Consider the following 18,280-nt stretch of genomic DNA (forward strand, 5'->3'; position numbering starts at 1 on the left):
ACAAAGCTTGAAACAATGCCGAAGAAGGGATGTTGAAGGGAGTGGCCTCAAGAACGCCTCAATCGATCTCGACGACACGGACGCGGAGCGTGGGAACGATCAATTGCTTCAGTGGGACCGGCTTCAGCCGGGAAGCCGTTGCTGTTGCTGTCGCTGTCGCTGTTGATCTTCTACGCGGTAGTTCAAACACCGCCAATCGCGACTTTGGTGCAGGCCGAACGCAGACGACGCGGAGTGGGCCGAGCGGCATGGATGCCGCGAGAGCGCCGCCAGGACATGGATGTCCGTTCGGCGCGGGCCCACGGAGCGTCGTCGGAGTGAGGGAACCCGACGAAGTCGGGCCAAACCGAGAGCAGGCACTTTTGGTTACTTTTAGTGCTTTTTAAAAGTAACTCGCCGAAGGCGAAACCCGAGGCCCCTAGGCCGACCGCTGTAGATCTTGATCTTGATCTTGATCCCGAACGAGCATCGTTTACTGCCAGCCCACCTGCGGTTTACCAGATTGCTGCGGACCGACGGCACGACCTCAGATAAACTCTGCGCCGTTGCAGTGCGCTATGCCTCAAAAAGCGCCTCAACAAGTGCCATCAAAGCGCGCCATCAGAGCCCGCCGATAAAAGCATCCCTGCACCCCAATCCTGAAGCATCGAAAACAAGGAGCCCCTGTGTACAAGGGCGTTGCGTTATCGGTCATGGCCTCCTGCCTGTTCGCGGTCATGTACTACTACACCTCACTGCTCACGCCATTGAGCGGTGAAGAAATCTTCGGTTGGCGCATGCTGCTGACCCTGCCCTGCGTGACGGTATTCATGCTCTCCACCGGAGACTGGAAACTCGCCCGCGCCCTCGCCGCCCGTGTGCGTCAGACGCCTGCCCTGCTGGCGGCGATGGCGCTGTCAGCGACCTTGATGGGCGCGCAATTGTGGCTGTTCATGTGGGCGCCGCTGCACGGCCGCAGCCTGGAAGTATCACTGGGTTATTTTCTGCTGCCGCTGACGATGATCCTCACCGGACGCGTGGTGTACGGCGAACACCTGTCCCACCTGCAAAAAATCGCCGCCTGCTGCGCCCTCGTCGGCGTCGGCAACGAACTGCTGCGCCTGGGCAGTTTTTCCTGGGAAACCCTGCTCGTCTGCCTGGGTTATCCGCTGTACTTCGTGCTGCGGCGCAAGCTCAAGACCGACAACCTCGGCGGCCTGTGGTGGGACATGCTGCTGATCCTGCCCGTCGCGGTGCTGTTCATCTGCCAAGGCAACCCGTCGGTGGTGGAACAATTCCCGCGGTTCTATGTGCTGATTCCGGTATTGGGGGCGATCAGTGCGTCGGCGCTGGTCAGCTACATTCGCGCCAGCCGCCTGCTGGCGTTCAGCGTGTTCGGCCTGCTGAGCTACGTCGAGCCGGTGCTGCTGGTCGGCGTCGCCCTGCTGCTGGGCGAATCCATCGGCCGCGATGAATGGATGACCTACCTGCCCATCTGGCTGGCGGTCATGGTCCTGGTGGGAGAAGGCGCCAAACATGTGTTGGCCCAGCGGCGACGCAACAGCGTGTGAATTGACGTTTGCTCGTTGGCAGCGTTAATGACCGAAGCGCGCCAGCTGCATTTCCTGCAACCGGCTCAGCGTGCGCCGGAACGCGAACGCCAGGTAGCCTTCGGTGTACAGCTCGGCCATCGGCATCGCGGCTTCTATGTACAGCGGCACCTTGCGGTCGTAGCACTCGTCGACCAGGGCGATGAAACGCCGAACGCCGTCGTCGTAAGGCGACAGCTGGGGCAGCTCGCGGTCCCCCGCCGTCACCTGTTCAACGCCATCCTCGGTACCACGGGCAATGCGCCCTTCGCGCTGGGGCGCGCTCAACGCCGGCACTTCACTCAACAAGACCGCTTTATAGCGATCGCACAGCTCGATGAAATCCATCGCCGCCAGCGGTTGCTCGCACAAGTCGGCATACCGGCACCAAATCACCGTTCGACTGCTGCGCACCCCCGGCACATGGCGACGACCCAGCGGAACCGGCTGAGTCGACACCGACTCACCGCTGCTCAGCGCTTCGAATACCTCCACCAACGCGCTCGGCCCCTGCTCCGCCTTCACCCAGTAACGCTGCTGAGCCTGACCGGGGTGCAACCGGTGGTCCTCGCCGCCGTCAACCGACACCACTTCCATGAAGTGGTTGATCGCCGTAATAGCGGGCACGAAACGCTCGCGGTTATGCCCCGTGGCGTACAGCTGCTCGGGCAACTGATTTGAGGTGCAGACCAGCACCACGCCCTCGTCGAACATCGCGCGCAACAGGCCGCCGAGAATCACCGCATCGCCGATGTCATTGACGAACAATTCGTCGAAGCACAGCACGCGCACGTCCTGGGCCAGTTCCCGGGCCAGCACCTGCAGGGGTTTGGCCACGCCAGTCAGCTGGAACAGCCGCTGATGCACCCACCGCATGAAGTGATGAAAATGCTGGCGCCGGGCCGGGACCTGCAGGCCTTCGTAAAAACGGTCCATGAGCCAGGTCTTGCCACGCCCCACCGGGCCCCACAGATAAACGCCCTTGACCGCGTGGCCGCGCTTGCCGTCGTTCAGCCCCTGCCAGCACGCCTGCAAGTGCAACGCGGCAGTGCGCTGGGCCTCGTCCGGCTGAAAACCCTGGGCATCAACGGCCTGCTGCCAGGCCTCAAGTGGAGACAGAACGGTCATCGAAACGCTTCACTGCGCAGTGGAATTTTGGTCGTGGCGTCTGGAATACGAGGCGCCCAACAGATAGAAGCAGCCGCCGGCAATGATAAACGCCGCCAGCATGTAGAACATGAAATGCGCCGACTGGGTCGCCAGTGCGAAGCCGCACAGCACCGGCCCCAGCGCGCCGCCGAGGTTGGAGAGGTTTTGCGCGCCGTAATACATGCCGCGCAAATGAGTGGGCGCGATGCGGTCGATGAACATGTACTCGGCGGGAAACACGATGATCTCGCCGAGGGTAAACACCGCCACCGCCAGCGACCAGTGCAGCACCGTCGTCGACAGGGCGAACCCCACCACGCCCATCAGGAACAGGCTGAAACCCGCGGTCAGCCACTGATTCAGGTACTCATGGCTGATGCGTTTGCCGACCAGGTACTGCAAGCAGATCACCACGGCGGCGTTCACCGCGACCACCGAGCTGATCACCTGATAGGTAAATTCCGGCGTACTGGTGGTCACCAGGTATTGCGAGAGGTACGCCGTGAACTGCCCGAACACCACCGCGCTGAGCACGCCGCCGACGGTGAAGCACACCAGTCGGTAGTCCTTGAGCAGGATGCGTCCGACGGCGATGAAGGAAATCGGCGCATTGGCCGGGTCCGCCGAGCTCAGCTTGCGGTCCCCGTACATCGCGTAAACCAGCAAGAAGCCCAGGCCCAGCGCGGCCGACATCACGAACGGCAGCTTCATGTTCCAGTGCGCCAGCCCTGCGCCAATGAACGGCCCGACCGCATAACCGATGTTGATCAGCGTGTAGCGCACCGAGAACACCTTGCTCTGCTCGGCCACCGGCAGCAGCTTGCCGAATGCCGCCTTGACCACGATGTCAATGACCGAATACGCGAAATTGAACGACACCAGAAACAGGAAGAACAGCCACAGCTTGCTGGTCACGCACATGCCGATGAAGCCGGCGACGAAGAACCCGGTGAAGCACAGAATCAGCCGGTAGCTGGACAGTTTGTCGGTGAGGTAGCCGCCGTACAGACTCAGCAATGAGCCGGCAATCAGCGCTCCGCCGACGACCATGCCGATGTCGCTCATGCCCAGGACGAAATTCGAAGAAAGGTAAATCACCAGGTACGGCAGGGTGATCGCCCTGCCCAGCGTCAGAAACAACGACGACGAAAGCAGGAGATTGACCGAAGCCGGGTAGTGTCTGAGCGCAGCGAGCATCCGTGTTCTGTCCTTGATGACGTGCCGAGCCTGGGCGACAGGAATCGGCGAGCTGTTTGAGTCAAACATCGTTACATAATCGGCCGCGACAGGACACATGAAGAATGAGTGAAAGGCAGCAGGGTGCGGCATTCCTGCGACTGGCCGTCGCCGCTTACATTCCGTAACATCCCCTCCTTTTGCCCACCGCCCTTCAGGAATGTCATGAAACCCGCCCGTCTTCGCGCCGATGTCCTCGCCGGACTCACCACCTCTTTTGCCCTGGTGCCCGAGTGCATCGCCTTCGCGCTGGTCGCGCACCTCAACCCGCTGATGGGCCTGTATGGGGCCTTTATCATCTGTACGCTGACCGCGCTGTTCGGCGGGCGTCCCGGCATGGTCTCCGGCGCGGCGGGTTCGATGGCCGTGGTCATCGTGGCGCTGGTGGTGCAACACGGCGTGCAGTACCTGCTGGCGACGGTGTTGCTGGGCGGGTTGGTGATGATCGCGTTCGGACTGCTGCGCCTGGGCAAACTGGTGCGAATGGTGCCGTATCCGGTCATGCTCGGGTTCGTCAACGGCCTTGCCATCGTTATCGCCATGGCGCAGCTGGAGCATTTCAAAAGCGGCGAATCCTGGCTCAGCGGCACGCCGCTGTACCTGATGATCGGCCTGGTGGCGCTGACCATGGCGGTGGTGTACCTGCTGCCTCGCCTGACCCGCTCGGTGCCGCCGGCGCTGGTCGCCATCCTCGGCGTCGGCCTGCTGGTGTACCTGTTCGACCTGCCGACGCGCACCCTCGGCGACATGGCGCACATAGCCGGCGGTCTGCCGAGCCTGTCGCTGCCGGACGTGCCGTGGAATCTGGAGACCCTGCAGATCATCGCGCCCTACGCGATTCTCATGGCGCTGGTCGGTCTGCTGGAAACCCTCCTGACCCTGAACCTCACCGACGAAATCACCGAGAGCCGCGGCTACCCCGACCGCGAGTGCGTTGCCCTCGGCGTCGCCAATCTGGCTTCGGGCCTGTGCGGCGGCATGGGCGGCTGCGCGATGATCGGCCAGACTGTCATCAACCTGAGTTCCGGCGGCCGCGGTCGTCTGTCCGGCATCGTCGCCGGTGTAATGATTCTGATGTTCGTGCTGTTCCTGTCACCCCTCATCGAGCGCATTCCCCTGGCGGCGCTGGTCGGCGTGATGTTCGTGGTGGCCCAGCAGACGTTCGCCTGGGCGTCCTTGCGCGTGCTGCGCAAAGTCCCGCTGAACGATGTCTTCGCAATCATTGCCGTGACCATCGTCACCGTCCTCACCGACCTGGCCACCGCCGTGCTGTTCGGCATCCTGGTGGCGGCGCTGAATTTCGCCTGGCAACAGGCGCGCGAGCTGTACGCCGACAGCCACACCGAGCCGGACGGCAGCAAGATGTATCACCTGCACGGCACGCTGTTCTTCGCCTCCACCACACCCTTCCTGGATCAGTTCGATCACGTCAACGATCCGCAACAGGTCACCCTGGACTGCCGTCATCTTATCTTCGTGGACTATTCCGCCATCGCGGCACTGAAAACCCTGCGCGAGCGCTACCAGAAGGCGGGGAAACACCTGCGCGTGGTGCACCTGTCGGAACGCTGCAAAAAGCTGCTCAAGCGCGCGGGTGTACAGCACGCCTGAGCCGCGCGTTGAGCCTCGACATGCGGGTTAATTGAGCGCTCGCAGAACCGCCTCGGTCGCCATCACCTGCGCGTACTCACCGTGCAGGTTGGCCAGCGACATGGCGTGGATGTCTTCGGCACTGCGCGATTGCCCGAAGAAGTCCACGCCGTCGAAGGTGAAGCAGGCGTCGTGGGGCACGATGACCTCGAAGCCGAGATTGCCGCCAGCGCGCGCGGTGGACTCCACGGAATTGTTGGTCACCACACCAACGATCACCACCTGATTGATCCCGTCCGCACGCAGCCAACCTTCCAGCGCCGAATGGCAGAACGCGTCGGGCACCTGTTTGTGCAGCTCGCCCTCGTCATCCCACGGCATAAACGCCGGTTGAAACTCGACACCGGACTGCTGCGGCCAGAACACCGAGTCCGGTGAGCGGGAGAAATGCCGCACGTGAATCACCGTGCGCCCGCTGTCGCGCCACGCGCTCAGCAGATCAAGCATGCGATGCTCGGCGTCAGGGTTGTTGCGCCGCCCCAGCTTCGGGTGGTTGATGCCCTGCTGCATGTCGATGAGGACCAGGGCGGCTTTCGGTTGGATGTGCATGTTGTCCCCTTTGATGACGTCAGTGCCGTGATGACCAAGGCGCGTTGAAAGTATTTCATCGCCTTCACTCACGACCTCCGGTTTACCCAGACTATCTCGACCACCGGTTACCGCGCGAGCCATGGAGGGCAGATACTGTTGCTCATCCACCCACGACTGAGCACTCAGGCCTAAAGGAGATCGACATGACTCATCCCACCAATCTGATTGGTAAAACAGCACTGGTACAAGGCGGCTCGCGCGGTATCGGCGCTGCGATCGTCAGGCGTCTGGTCGAACAAGGCGCAGCGGTGGCGTTCACCTTCGTCAGCTCCGAAGCCAAAGCCCGGGAACTGCAAGACAGCATCACCGCAGCCGGCGGCAAAGCTCTGGCGATCCAGGCCGACAGCGCCAACGCCGAAGACATCCGCGACGCCGTCGCCGAGACCGTGAAGACCTTCGGCGGCCTCGACATCCTCGTCAACAACGCCGGCGTGCTGGCCATCGCCCCGCTGGACGAATTCACCCTCGAAGACTTCGACCGAACCTTGGCGATCAACGTACGCAGCGTGTTCATCGCCAGTCAGGAAGCGGCGCGTCACATGAAAGAAGGCGGTCGCATCATCAACATCGGCAGCACCAACGCCGACCGCATGCCCTTCGCCGGAGGCGGCGTTTACGCCATGAGCAAATCGGCGCTGGTCGGCCTGACCAAGGGCCTGGCCCGCGACCTCGGTCCGCGCGGCATCACCATCAACAACGTCCAGCCCGGCCCGGTCGACACCGACATGAACCCGGCCGACGGCGAGTTCGCCGAAACACTGATGGGCCTGATGGCCATCCCGCGCTACGGCAAGTCCGAAGAAATCGCCGCGATGGTCGCCTACCTCGCCGGCCCCGAAGCGGGCTATGTCACCGGCGCCAGCCTGACCATCGACGGCGGCTTCGGCGCCTGATCCCCGCGCACTCGCCACCGACACGAAGCCCCGGACCTCGTTCAGGAGCCGGGGCCTCGGACTTTTTTGCTTAAGCGCATGAAAATTCTGAAAAAAAGTTTTGCCTTCGCCAAAGCTTTCGACTACATTAGCGCGCCTCGACAGACTGAACGTCTGAAGAGATACGGTGAAGTGTCCGAGTGGCTTAAGGAGCACGCCTGGAAAGTGTGTATACAAGAAATTGTATCGAGAGTTCGAATCTCTCCTTCACCGCCACATTAAAAAGATCCCCGCAACGCTTCTGGCGTGCGGGGATTTTTGTTTGTGGTGCGTGGCAACCACTGTCTATGCGCGAGTGACCCTGCCCACGAAGACGGCATTTCAACCGTTGACTACTCTGCAGATTAAACACGATCTTCGCGAGCAAGCTCGCTCCCACAGTTCTTTCATCGACTGAAACAACTGTGAGGTATCTCGCCATGCCCCCGCCATCCCGCCATGTCACCAACACGTGACCCGACCCAATAGAATAACTAGAATCGCCCCGCGTTTATTTTTCCACGCAAAGCGTCGGAAAAATCGCCATTTGGGTGTCTTAGCAGCTAAGGTCTACCCGTTGTACGTGTGAATGACTCCAATTCCCGTTAACGGCTAGCGCTACACCAAAAGAAAACAGTCCGTATTCCGGCCCCCATTGCGCACCCGCGAGAGACATCTGCAGGGTGCGAATTCGCAGGAGAAGGTAGATGAATGGCATCGGCAAACGTTTGCGCCAAGAACGAAAACGTCTGAAATTGACACAAAGCGCGCTGGGCGCTATCGGTGGTGTGGAAGCCAACGCTCAGGGGCATTACGAGAGCGGGCAGCGATTGCCCAGGGCGGATTATCTGTTCAAGATCGCCGCCGCCGGAGTGGACATTAACCGCGTTGTCACTGGGGTCGACCCCTCGGCCCGCGCTGAAATGCCCACCTTTTCGACGGTGCAGACAGACCAGGACATGGAGGGTGCAGCCGATCTCGACAGCTCGGAAAGCATGGTGAAAATCATCAGCCAGCTGCGCCAGAGCCTGTGGATCACGGCCAATGCATTGTGCGAAGTGACCCGTTTGGTGAATTCCGAAGAACCGCGCGCAAGCGCTGATCATGTCGAAGACCACCTGAGGGTGTTGCAAAGCGACGCCGACATGTTCGCGGCACTCGCCCTGGCGAAAGTCCAGAAAGCCGCCCACGAAACCCACTAATCCCGATCAGCGTGACTGACAGCCGAACCTCTCAGATGGTAGCCTTGCGCCATCCAGGGAGGTTTCGATGATCAGATTTCCAGCGCTGTGCCTGACGGCCATAATGTTGCCCTTGTCCGGTATGGCAAACGCCGACGTGTTCAAATGCGTCGCCGCCAACGGCGCCATCAGTTTCGCCCAAAGCCCTTGCCCGACTTACGTGGGCGAATCCACGGTACAGCGCCCGCCTCCGTCCCGGCTTTCCAGCGAGTGGGAAGAGACTGATTTTCCCTATCGCCTGAACAAAAACGCCACTGAAATTCTGCAAGTCAGCCGACGCCGGAAGCTCATCATCACCAACGAGCGGGAGATCGCCGATCGCCTGCAAAGCATTCGCCCCCCTCCCCCTGGCCTCCCCTCGACCTGCGTCGCCCCTCGTTACGACAGTGCCTGCTTCGACCCCTCCGGCGGCCGGGTTCGTCAGCCGGTCAAAAGCGGCCTGATGAAATCCTCAGGAAACTGACAGCGTTGCCTGCTTATTGCTTAGTTACGGCTTGCCGCTTAAGGCTTGCCGCTCACCGTTACTTCTCGATTTTCTGAACTAAGTTTTTACCGGCGCCGATGTGACGCCCCGTGACAGCTGCTTACAGTCGGGCCCCATCGCCAGAATCACAAAAACGAGCCGGCCATGACCTCCACCGACACCCGCCACGACACCCGCCACGACGCCGTTCAACACGCGGCACAAGCGCTCATTGACGCGTTCGCCAGCAACAACACGGACGCCTACTTCGCCGCATTCGCCGAAGACGCCACTTTCCTCTTTCACACGCTGCCTGCGCCCCTGCTGTCACGCGCCGCTTACCGCGATGTGTGGGCCGGCTGGCAGGCCGACGGCTTTGCGGTGCTGGGTTGCCAATCGCGCAACGCGCACATCTGCCTGCAGGGTGAGACCGCGATTTTCATGCACGACGTCGACACCCACGTCCGCTTCGGCGATCAGGAAAGCCATTCCAGCGAACGTGAAACCATTGTCTTTCGGCAATATGGCGCGCGCTGGCTGGCGTGCCACGAACACCTGTCCGTGAAAACCGACTAGCGCGACGCGCAATCAATGGCGAGTTGCCCTCAGAGGCTGCCGTGCGCACCACCCATTGCCTCACCTGATTCAGGGTCGCAATGCCGACCACTGCCAATGCCACGATCGGGTTCACCGGTCGAGATAACGGGCCAGCGCTTTTCGCCGGCCCCATAACAACACGACAGCGCGCAGGAACCTCCCATGGCTCACCCCACCACCACGATCGAAACCTTCGGGGTCGAACAAATCCCCGATCATCAGCGCGACGCCGCACCCCTCGACCTGTTTCGTCTGACCTTCGGCGGCGCCAACACGTTCGCCACGGCAGTGTTGGGCAGCTTTCCGGTGCTGTTCGGCCTGTCGTTCCACGCCGGCGTCTGGGCCATCCTGTTGGGCGTCGTGCTCGGGTCGATCATCCTTGCGCCGATGGGTCTGTTTGGCGCCCTCAACGGCACCAACAACGCGGTTTCATCCGGCGCGCATTTTGGCGTTCACGGACGCATCGTCGGCTCGTTCCTGTCGCTGCTCACGGCGGTCGCGTTCTTCTCGCTGTCGGTCTGGAGCTCGGGGGATGCGTTGATCGGCGGCGCCAAACGCATGGTCGGCCTGCCGGAAAACGACGTCACCCTGGCGTTGGCCTACGGCGTCTTTGCCGTACTGGTGTTGGCGGTGTGCATCTACGGTTTCCGCTTCATGCTGTGGGTCAACAAGATCGCGGTCTTCGCTTCCAGCCTGTTGTTCCTGCTCGGCCTCTTTGCCTTCGGCGGCAGCTTCGATGCGGGCTTCGCCGGCACGGTCAATCGGGGCAGCGAAGGGTTCTGGGCAGCGTTCATCGGGGCGGCGCTTCTGGCGATGAGCAATCCGGTGTCGTTCGGTGCATTTCTCGGTGACTGGTCGCGCTATATCCCACGCCAGACGTCGAAAAAACGCATCATGGCGTCGGTGTTCCTGGCGCAGATCTGCACGCTGATTCCGTTCCTGTTCGGGCTGTGCACGGCGACCATCGTGGCCACCCAGGCGCCGCAATACATCACGGACAACAACTACGTTGGCGGCCTGCTGGCGGTCTCGCCCAGTTGGTTCTTTCTGCCGGTGTGCCTGATTGCGATCATCGGCGGGATGTCGACCGGCACGACGTCGCTTTATGGCACCGGGCTGGACATGTCGAGCATGTTTCCGCGCCTGCTCAACCGCGCCCAGGCGACGATTCTGATCGGCATCGCTGCGATTGCCTTCATCTTCATCGGCCGTTTCGCCTTCAATCTGGTGCAAAGCGTGTCGACCTTCGCTGTGCTGATCGTGACATGCACCTCGCCGTGGATCGTCATCATGGTCCTGGGCCTGATCGTACGCCGTGGCTTCTATCATCCGGCGGACCTGCAAGTGTTCACCCGTGGCCAGAGCGGTGGACACTACTGGTTCGAGCATGGCTGGAACTGGCGCGGGCTGGGCGCGTGGCTGCCAAGCGCGGCAGTGGGCCTGTGCTTCGTCAACTTGCCGGGGCAGTTTGTCGGTCCACTGGGCAATCTGGCGGGCGGTATCGACATCAGCCTGCCGATCACCCTTGGCCTGGCGACGCTGTTGTACATCACCCTGTTGCGCACCTTCCCGGAACCGGTCGGCGTGTATGGTGCTCAGGGTCCGCACCCGCTGCTCGGCAATAACGCGCGCCGTAATATGAAGAAGCCGATGGCGATCGGTTGACAGTCCGACGCCGTCGCCCGCGGGCTCGCTGCAAGGCGGGCCCTTTTTACGTGTCCGCGGCGGCGCTATTCGTTCAGCGATCCAAGCCCCGGGCTACACCGACCGACGGGTCGCCTGTGACTGGCGCCAGTGATGCACATCACGCACAATCGCCGCTTGGCTCATGACCTCAGCAGCATCCCACCCACCGCAACACGTCAGCTCGACCCACAGGAGATCACCCCCGCATGAACGCAAACGACTGGACCGAAGCTGCCTTGGCGAAGTACATCGTGACCAATCCGATGTTGCAGGCTGAAATCCAGGATTTGAGCCCGAAAGAACAGCAGCAGCAAACCCTCTGGGCTTTCGAAGACGAAGCCGAAGCCCAGGGCATCCCGACCTGGGAGCTGGCGCTGACCTTCATTGCCGAAACCCCCGAGCAATTGAAGGAACTGCGTCTGGCTACGCACAAGGAAGCGGCCGAGGCACTGGACATGGACTGGGATGAGTACTGCGAACTGAATGAAGTCGAGGTTTAACCGCTCCGTTCCCTCTCAGGGTCGCCAGACCTGGCGGCCCGCCCCTGACTTGCCAGTCATCCTTTACGCTTTACCTTGCCCTGCCGGGTGAGTAACGTCTGCGCCACTTCAAAACAAAAAAGGACTCGCGCCATGAGTGATTTGGTCGCCTATCAACTGGATGACGGCGTTGCGACGCTGACCCTGACCAACGGCAAGGTCAACGCCATCAGCAACGACGTGGTCGCCGCGTTCAATGCCGCACTGGACCGCGCCGAGCAGGACCGTGCCGTGGTGATCATCACCGGTCAGCCGGGGATTCTCTCCGGCGGGTATGACCTGAAAATCATGACCTCGTCGCCGGAAGCCGCCATGGCCCTGGTCGCCCAAGGCTCAACCCTGGCGCGGCGAATGCTGTCGTTTCCGTTCCCGGTCGTGGTCGCGTGCGGCGGTCATGCTGTAGCGAAAGGCGCGTTCCTGCTGCTGTCGGCGGATTACCGCATCGGCGTCGAAGGCCCTTTCAGCATCGGTCTGAACGAGGTGCAGATCGGCATGACCATGCACCATGCCGGCATCGAACTGGCCCGTGATCGCCTGCGCAAAAGTGCCTTCGGTCGCTCGGTGATCTGCGGCGAGATGTTCGATCCCCAGGGCGCGCTGCAAGCCGGGTTCTTCGACAAGGTGGTCGCATCGGAACAACTCACCGAGGCCGCGCGCGCCGTGGCGCTGCAGATGAAGAAGATCAACATGCGCGCCCACAAGCAGACCAAACTAAAAGTGCGCAAGGCATTTCTCGAGACCCTCGACCGGGCTATCGAGCTGGATCGTCAGATCCCGCTCTGAGGTAGCCCTGACAACGCGCTGCATTCCCGGCAGCGCGTTGCCCATGAAACATCCCGTTAAATTCCTGATCCTCTCCCCGGCCTGTGGGCGATTGCCGATTCCAGTGCACATCCGTACACTGCGCGGCTTTTCGCCTACCGGGTGGTTTGCATGCTGTTCTTACTGCGTATGTTGTTGATGGGCCTGCACTTTCTCATCGCAGGCGCACTGGGGCTTTTACTTGGCCTGTGCCGCCCGTTCAACCCTGACAACAGCCGTCTGTGTGCTCGCCTCTACGCCCTCCCCGCCATCGGCATTCTCGGGCTGCGCCTGAACACCCAGCTCAGCCCGCAGTTCGAGCAGACCAGGCCCTGCGTGATCATCTGTAACCATCAGTCCAACTACGATTTGTTTGTCCTCGGCAACATCGTGCCGCCGCGCACGGTCTGCATCGGCAAAAAAAGTCTCAAGTGGGTGCCGTTTTTTGGCCAGCTGTTCTGGCTGGCGGGCAACGTGCTGATCGACCGAGGCAATCCGCAGAAGGCACGCCGCGCCATTCTCCAGACCACCGACACCCTGCAGCACAAGGACACGTCCATCTGGGTGTTCCCTGAAGGCACGCGCAACAAGGGCGAAGGGCTGATGCCGTTCAAGCGCGGGGCGTTTCAGATGGCGATCGAAGCCGGTGTGCCCATTGTGCCTGTGTGCGTGAGCACCTACGTGCGCAGCATGGAGTTGAACCGATGGAACAGCGGCGAGGTGATCATCCGCACGCTGCCCGCGATCCCGACCGCAAACCTCACCGGCGACGATATCCCTCAACTCATCGCGCTGTGCCACGGCCAGATGCAAGCCTGCATCGCCAGCATGGACGCGCAAGTCCGAGGCTGCGCGGCTACCCTTCCAACAGACGCTGAACCGCACTGAAAAAACCTGCGAACTCGTTTAAATCCGCCGACTCTGATCAGGGAGCGCGCTAAGCTGCGCGTGAGTTTTCCCTAAAAGAAGAAGCAGACATTATGGGTCGAGTGGTTGCCGCTGCGGTTTACAGTGCGGGAAAGAAAGTCACCAATATTGCCCTCGACGAAGGCGCAGCCTGGGCGGCGAAACCCGGGCATTTCGTCTGGATCGGCCTGGAGCATCCGGGCCTCGAAGAACTGACCACGCTGCAACGGCAGTTCAATCTGCACGAGCTGGCCATCGAAGACGCGCTGGAAGTCCACAGCCGGCCGAAGCTGGAGACTTTTGGTGACGCGCTGTTCATCGTGACCTACGCGCCGATTCGCGAGAACGGCAAGCTGATCTTCATCGAAACCCATATTTTCGCCGGCAAGGGCTACGTCATCACCTCGCGCAACGGTGACTCGAAATCCTATGGCCTGGTGCGCCAGCGCTGCGAAGCCCGGCCGTTACTGCTGGAACATGGGGAAGACTTCGTCCTGTACGCACTGCTGGATTTCGTTACCGAGAACTACCAGCCGGTCACCGAATCGATTCACTGCGAGCTTGAAGAGCTTGAGCACAACGTGCTGCGCAAGGACCTCAACGAAGCCGACATCCACCGGATCCACTCGCTGCGTCGTGACCTGCTGCGCCTGCGCCGTTACGTGGCGCCCATGGTCGAGATTGGCGAGGAGCTGCAGAAGCTCAGCTTCCCCTTCATCGACAAGAACATGCGCCCTTACTTCCGCGACGTGGAAATCCACGTCAAGCGGCAGATGGAAGACCTTTCCAACCTTCGCGACATCGCCAGCCAAACCATCGAAATCAGCCTGCTGCTGGAGTCTTCGCGACAGAGCCTGACCCAGCGCAAATTTGCCGCCTGGGCCGCGATCCTGGCCTTCCCCACCGCCATCGCCGGGATCTATGGGATGAACTTCGAGAACATGCCCGAGCTGACCTGGCACTACGGGTATTACATGGTGTTGGGGGTGATCGTCGGCGGGTGCGGGATCTTGTTTGCCAGCTTCAAGCGGTCGGGTTGGCTTTGAGGCTTTTGAATGTGCTTACGGCTGTGGCACCGGCTTCGAAGACGCCTACGACTGTGGGACCGGCTTTAGCCGGAAAATGGCCGGTGTGACCATCATGAATCTTGCAGTATGGCGACTGACGCCTTCCCGGCTGAAGCCGGTCCCACAGGTGGAATACGCGCTGTCAGTAGGACCGGCCTTAGCCGGGAAAGTGGCCGGTGTGAACGCCATCCATTTTGCAGCGTGGCAACTGACGCCTTCCCGGCTGAAGCCGGTCCCACATGTGGAATACGTGCTGTCAGTAGGACCGGCTTTAGCCGGGAAATGGCCGGTGTGAGCGCCATCAAATTTGCAGCGTGGCAACTGACGCCTTCCCCGCTGAAGCCGGTCCCACAGGTGGAATACGTGCTGTCAGTCGGACCGGCTTTAGCCGGGAAATGGCCGGTGTGAGCGCCATCAAATTTGCAGCGTGGCAACTGACGCCTTCCCGGCTGAAGCCGGTCCCACAGGTGGAATACGTGCTGTCAGTAGGACCGGCTTTAGCCGGGAAGAGGCCGGTGTGAGCACCATCCATTCTGCAGCGTGGCAACTGAGCCTTCCCCGCTGAAGCCGGTCCCACAGGTGGAATACGTGCTGTCAGTAGGACCGGCTTTAGCCGGGAAGAGGCCCGCGTGAGCACCATCAATTTTGCAGCGTGGCGACTGACGCCTTCCCGGCTGAAGCCGGTCCCGCAGGTGGAATACGCGCTGTCAGTAGGACCGGCTTTAGCCGGGAAGAGGCCGGTTTGAGCAGCATCAATTTTGCAGCGTGGCAACTGACCCCTTCCCGGCTAAAGCCGGTCCTACGCGCAATCCAGCTGAAGCCGGTCCTGCCTGGTTATTGCACCCGGCAAAACAGCGCTTTAGCTCACCGGCCGCTTGTTCGCCACAAACCGCATCATCCATTCCGCCACCGCCGTGCCGTGGTGGTCTTCTTCCAGGCTGGCGATGCCTTTGCCGTAGACCTGTTCGCCCAGGGCGTCCTGGCGGATGTCGAGCAGCGTGCGCGAGTAGTCGTGGATGAATTCCGGATGCCCCTGGAAGCACAGCACCTGGTCGTTGATGTGATAAGCAGCAAACGGGCAGAACTCGCTGGTGGCAATGACCGTCGCGCCTTCGGGCAGCGCAGTGACCTGATCCTGATGGCTGATCAGCAGCGTGAGCTTGTCCAGCGCCGGCGTCATCCACGGTTGGGTGGGTGCGAGGTTGTAATGATGAATGCCGACACCCCACCCCTGTGGCGCGCGCTCGGTCTTGCCGCCCAGTAGCAGTGCCAGCAACTGATGACCGAAACACACACCCAGCAACTTGTCGCCGCGCTTGTAGCGGTCGAGCAGGTAGGTTTTCAGGGTTTCGATCCACGGATCGGTGCCGAAGGAATCAGCCTTGGAGCCGGTGATCAGATACGCGTCGAACGGCTCGTCATCTGGCGGGTAATCGCCCTGCATGACGTTGTAGACGACAAATTCCGCTGGCACCGGCTGGCGCGCGAAGAGTTTCTCGAACATCCGCCCGTAACCCTGGTATTGATCGACCAGTTCCGGGCGAAGTACGTCGGTTTCCAGAATGCAGATGCGTAACGACATAAAAATCCCTGAAGCGACAAAAGCGAAAATGCGTGGGCCAAGCCTGCCTTGAAGGCCAGGGCAAGGCAAGGCCCAGTTGAAGCAGTGCGCCGTGTTCAGTTGAACCCACGCTGTCCCAACACTTGATACGGCACAGCGAGGAGTCTTCGCTAGAACAGCGTCCCTTCCTCGGCTTTCTGCAACAGCAGCGCAGGCGGTTTAAAGCGCTCGCCGTAGCGCTCAGCCAAGGCGCGGGCGCGGTTAATGAACGGCTTCAGCCCGTATTGATTGATGAACTGCAAAGACCCGCCGGTCCAGGCCGGAAAGCCGATCCCGAGCATCGAACCAACATTGGCGTCCGCTGTTGAGCGCAGCACGCCCTCCTCCATGCAGCGCACCGTTTCGAGGGCCTGGATGAACAGCAAGCGGTCGCGAATATCCTGACCACTGATCTGTGCGTCGGGCTTCTCGAACCGGATTTTCAGCTCTGGCCACAAGTGCTTGGGCGCGCCGTCGGGGTAGTCGTAAAAACCGCCACCGGAGGTTTTCCCTGCGCGATCAAATTCATGCAGCAGCTGCTCGATCACCGCGTCGGCCGGATGCCCGGCCCGCTCAACGCCCTGCTCGGCCAGGTCCTTGCGCGCCTGCTGGCGAATCTGAATCATCAGCCTCAACGACACCTCGTCGGACACCGCCAGCGGCCCCACGGGCATACCGGCCTTGCGCGCCTCGGTCTCGATCATCGGCGCACTGACGCCCTCGCCGAGCATGGCAATGCCTTCATCGGCATAGGTGGCGAACACCCGTGAGGAGAAGAAGCCACGTGTGTCGTTGACCAGAATCGCGGTCTTGCCGATCTGCTGAACGAAATCGAAGGCCCGCGCCAGGGTCATGTCGTTGGTGCGTGCGCCCTTGATGATTTCCACCAGGCGCATCTTCTCCACCGGGCTGAAAAAATGCAGGCCGATGAAGCGCTCTTGCCGGCTGATGGCGCTGGCCAGCCCGGTAATGGGCAGCGTCGAGGTGTTGGACGCAATCACCGCATTGGGCACCACCACCTGCTCGGCGGCGGCGCTGACCTGCGCTTTCAGCTCGCGATTCTCGAATACCGCCTCGATGATCAGGTCGCAACCTTCGAGATCGCTGTCGCGGCCGGTCGGCTTGATTCGGCTCAGCACGGCGTCGCGCTGAGCCTCGGTGAGGCGACCGCTGGCAACCTGCTTGTTCAGCAACCGCGCCGAGTAATCCTTGCCCTTCTGCGCCGCCGCCAGGTTGACGTCCTTGAGGATCACGCTGACGCCCGCCACCGCCGTGACATAGGCAATGCCGCCACCCATTAACCCCGCCCCGAGAATGCCGACCTTGCGCATGTTGAACACCGGCGGCGCCTTGGGCCGCGCCTCTGCGGCCTTGACCCGGTTGAGCTGAAACCAGCTGCCGATCATGTTCTTGGCGATGGGGCCGGTGGCGAGCTCGGTGAAGTAACGCGCCTCGATTTTCTCCGCCGTATGGAAATCCACCTGCGCGCCTTCCACGGCGGCGGCCAGGATCTTCTCCGGCGCCGGGTAACAACCCCAGGTTTTGCTGCGCAGGATCGACGGCGCGATGGCCAGCATCTGCGCCACTTTCGGGTGCGCAGGCGTGCCGCCGGGCAATTCAAACCCCGGTTGATCCCAGGCTTTGATCGGCGCCGGATTGGCCATAATCCATTCACGCGCCTTGGCCATCAGGTCATCGGCGTCGCTGGCCAACTGATCGATCACACCGAGTTTCAACCCGTGATCGACGCCCAGGGTCCGGCCTTCCATCAGCAACGGCAGGGCTTTCTCCAGCCCCAACATGCGCACCAGCCGCACGGTGCCGCCGCCACCCGGAAGCAAACCGAGGGTGACTTCCGGCAAGCCCAATCTGACCTGGCCACCATTGATTGCGATGCGATAGTGACAGGCCAGGCACAGCTCCAGGCCACCGCCCAATGCAGAACCCTCGATGGCGGCCACCACCGGTTTGCCGAATGTTTCCAGCGCGCGAAGCTGGGCCTTGACGTCCATGGTCATCTGGTAGAAAGCGGCGGCGCGGGCGGCGTCAACCTGGCTCAGCTCGTTGAGGTCTCCGCCGGCAAAGAACGTTTTCTTCGCCGAACGGATGATCACACCGGCGATGGCCTCTTTGTCCGCCAGCAGGCGCTCAAGGGTCTCCGCCATGGCATGGCGATACGCCGCATTCATGGTATTGGCCTGCTGGCCGGGCATGTCGACGGTCAGCGTGATGATCTGATCCGGCCCGGTTTCGTAGCGGATGGCATCGCTCATGC

Annotated in this window: 16 protein-coding genes and 1 tRNA gene; 12 read left to right on the plus strand and 5 right to left on the minus strand. The window is 61.5% G+C overall.

Features of this window, described 5'->3' with window-relative positions; translation table 11 throughout:
* Window positions 1–665 precede the first annotated feature (665 nt).
* Window positions 666–1,550: an EamA family transporter RarD gene (rarD, locus tag IFT99_RS19195; RefSeq protein WP_192134380.1), complete on the plus strand. Its 885-nt coding sequence runs from the start codon at window positions 666–668 to the stop codon at window positions 1,548–1,550.
* Between the two features lie 24 nt (window positions 1,551–1,574).
* Here the strand turns inward: rarD and zapE are convergent, their stop codons facing one another.
* Together zapE and IFT99_RS19205 are read right to left on the minus strand one after the other, a co-directional pair.
* On the minus strand, window positions 1,575–2,696 hold the full coding sequence (gene zapE, locus IFT99_RS19200; protein WP_192134382.1) for a cell division protein ZapE: 1,122 nt from the start codon (window positions 2,694–2,696) through the stop codon (window positions 1,575–1,577).
* Between the two features lie 9 nt (window positions 2,697–2,705).
* Window positions 2,706–3,914 carry an MFS transporter gene (locus IFT99_RS19205; protein ID WP_192134383.1) on the minus strand — a complete coding sequence of 403 codons (1,209 nt, stop codon included), beginning with the start codon at window positions 3,912–3,914 and terminating at the stop codon, window positions 2,706–2,708.
* Window positions 3,915–4,118: 204 nt separating this feature from the next.
* Here IFT99_RS19205 and IFT99_RS19210 point away from each other — a divergent pair, with 204 nt between their 5' ends.
* Complete coding sequence (locus IFT99_RS19210) at window positions 4,119–5,564, plus strand: SulP family inorganic anion transporter (RefSeq protein ID WP_192134385.1); 1,446 nt, start codon at window positions 4,119–4,121, stop codon at window positions 5,562–5,564.
* Window positions 5,565–5,591: 27 nt separating this feature from the next.
* On the opposite strand, the gene IFT99_RS19215 is transcribed toward IFT99_RS19210, so the two are convergent.
* Window positions 5,592–6,152 carry a cysteine hydrolase family protein gene (locus IFT99_RS19215; RefSeq protein WP_192134387.1) on the minus strand — a complete coding sequence of 187 codons (561 nt, stop codon included), beginning with the start codon at window positions 6,150–6,152 and terminating at the stop codon, window positions 5,592–5,594.
* Window positions 6,153–6,337: 185 nt separating this feature from the next.
* Between IFT99_RS19215 and IFT99_RS19220 the strand changes: the two genes are divergently transcribed.
* From IFT99_RS19220 to IFT99_RS19265, 10 genes are all read left to right on the plus strand, one after another.
* Window positions 6,338–7,087 (plus strand): 3-oxoacyl-ACP reductase family protein, encoded by a 750-nt coding sequence (locus IFT99_RS19220; RefSeq protein WP_192134389.1) that lies wholly within the window; start codon window positions 6,338–6,340, stop codon window positions 7,085–7,087.
* Between the two features lie 165 nt (window positions 7,088–7,252).
* A tRNA-Ser gene (locus IFT99_RS19225) sits at window positions 7,253–7,342 on the plus strand.
* A 470-nt stretch (window positions 7,343–7,812) separates the two neighbouring features.
* Complete coding sequence (locus IFT99_RS19230) at window positions 7,813–8,307, plus strand: helix-turn-helix domain-containing protein (protein WP_065989425.1); 495 nt, start codon at window positions 7,813–7,815, stop codon at window positions 8,305–8,307.
* A 67-nt stretch (window positions 8,308–8,374) separates the two neighbouring features.
* Window positions 8,375–8,809, plus strand: coding sequence for a DUF4124 domain-containing protein (locus IFT99_RS19235; RefSeq protein ID WP_065989424.1), 435 nt, complete (start codon window positions 8,375–8,377; stop codon window positions 8,807–8,809).
* A 165-nt stretch (window positions 8,810–8,974) separates the two neighbouring features.
* Entirely contained in the window at window positions 8,975–9,385 is a 411-nt protein-coding gene (locus IFT99_RS19240; RefSeq protein WP_192134391.1) for a YybH family protein, read from the plus strand.
* Between the two features lie 183 nt (window positions 9,386–9,568).
* Window positions 9,569–11,071: a purine-cytosine permease family protein gene (locus IFT99_RS19245; protein WP_192134392.1), complete on the plus strand. Its 1,503-nt coding sequence runs from the start codon at window positions 9,569–9,571 to the stop codon at window positions 11,069–11,071.
* A 227-nt stretch (window positions 11,072–11,298) separates the two neighbouring features.
* Window positions 11,299–11,592: a DUF6388 family protein gene (locus IFT99_RS19250; protein WP_065989420.1), complete on the plus strand. Its 294-nt coding sequence runs from the start codon at window positions 11,299–11,301 to the stop codon at window positions 11,590–11,592.
* Between the two features lie 132 nt (window positions 11,593–11,724).
* Window positions 11,725–12,414, plus strand: coding sequence for a crotonase/enoyl-CoA hydratase family protein (locus IFT99_RS19255; protein WP_192134394.1), 690 nt, complete (start codon window positions 11,725–11,727; stop codon window positions 12,412–12,414).
* A gap of 150 nt (window positions 12,415–12,564) precedes the next feature.
* Window positions 12,565–13,320, plus strand: a complete 756-nt coding sequence (locus IFT99_RS19260) for a lysophospholipid acyltransferase family protein (protein ID WP_192134396.1) — start codon at window positions 12,565–12,567, stop codon at window positions 13,318–13,320.
* A 92-nt stretch (window positions 13,321–13,412) separates the two neighbouring features.
* Window positions 13,413–14,384, plus strand: a complete 972-nt coding sequence (locus tag IFT99_RS19265) for a magnesium and cobalt transport protein CorA (RefSeq protein WP_065989417.1) — start codon at window positions 13,413–13,415, stop codon at window positions 14,382–14,384.
* A gap of 880 nt (window positions 14,385–15,264) precedes the next feature.
* On the opposite strand, the gene IFT99_RS19270 is transcribed toward IFT99_RS19265, so the two are convergent.
* Both IFT99_RS19270 and IFT99_RS19275 read right to left on the minus strand, forming a co-directional pair.
* Window positions 15,265–15,987, minus strand: a complete 723-nt coding sequence (locus IFT99_RS19270) for an amidotransferase (RefSeq protein WP_192134398.1) — start codon at window positions 15,985–15,987, stop codon at window positions 15,265–15,267.
* 149 nt (window positions 15,988–16,136) lie between these two features.
* Window positions 16,137–18,278, minus strand: coding sequence for a 3-hydroxyacyl-CoA dehydrogenase NAD-binding domain-containing protein (locus IFT99_RS19275; protein ID WP_192134400.1), 2,142 nt, complete (start codon window positions 18,276–18,278; stop codon window positions 16,137–16,139).
* Window positions 18,279–18,280: the final 2 nt, after the last annotated feature.

The sequence above is a fragment of the Pseudomonas sp. CFBP 8772 genome, assembly GCF_014841665.1.
Classification (GTDB): domain Bacteria; phylum Pseudomonadota; class Gammaproteobacteria; order Pseudomonadales; family Pseudomonadaceae; genus Aquipseudomonas; species Aquipseudomonas graminis_B.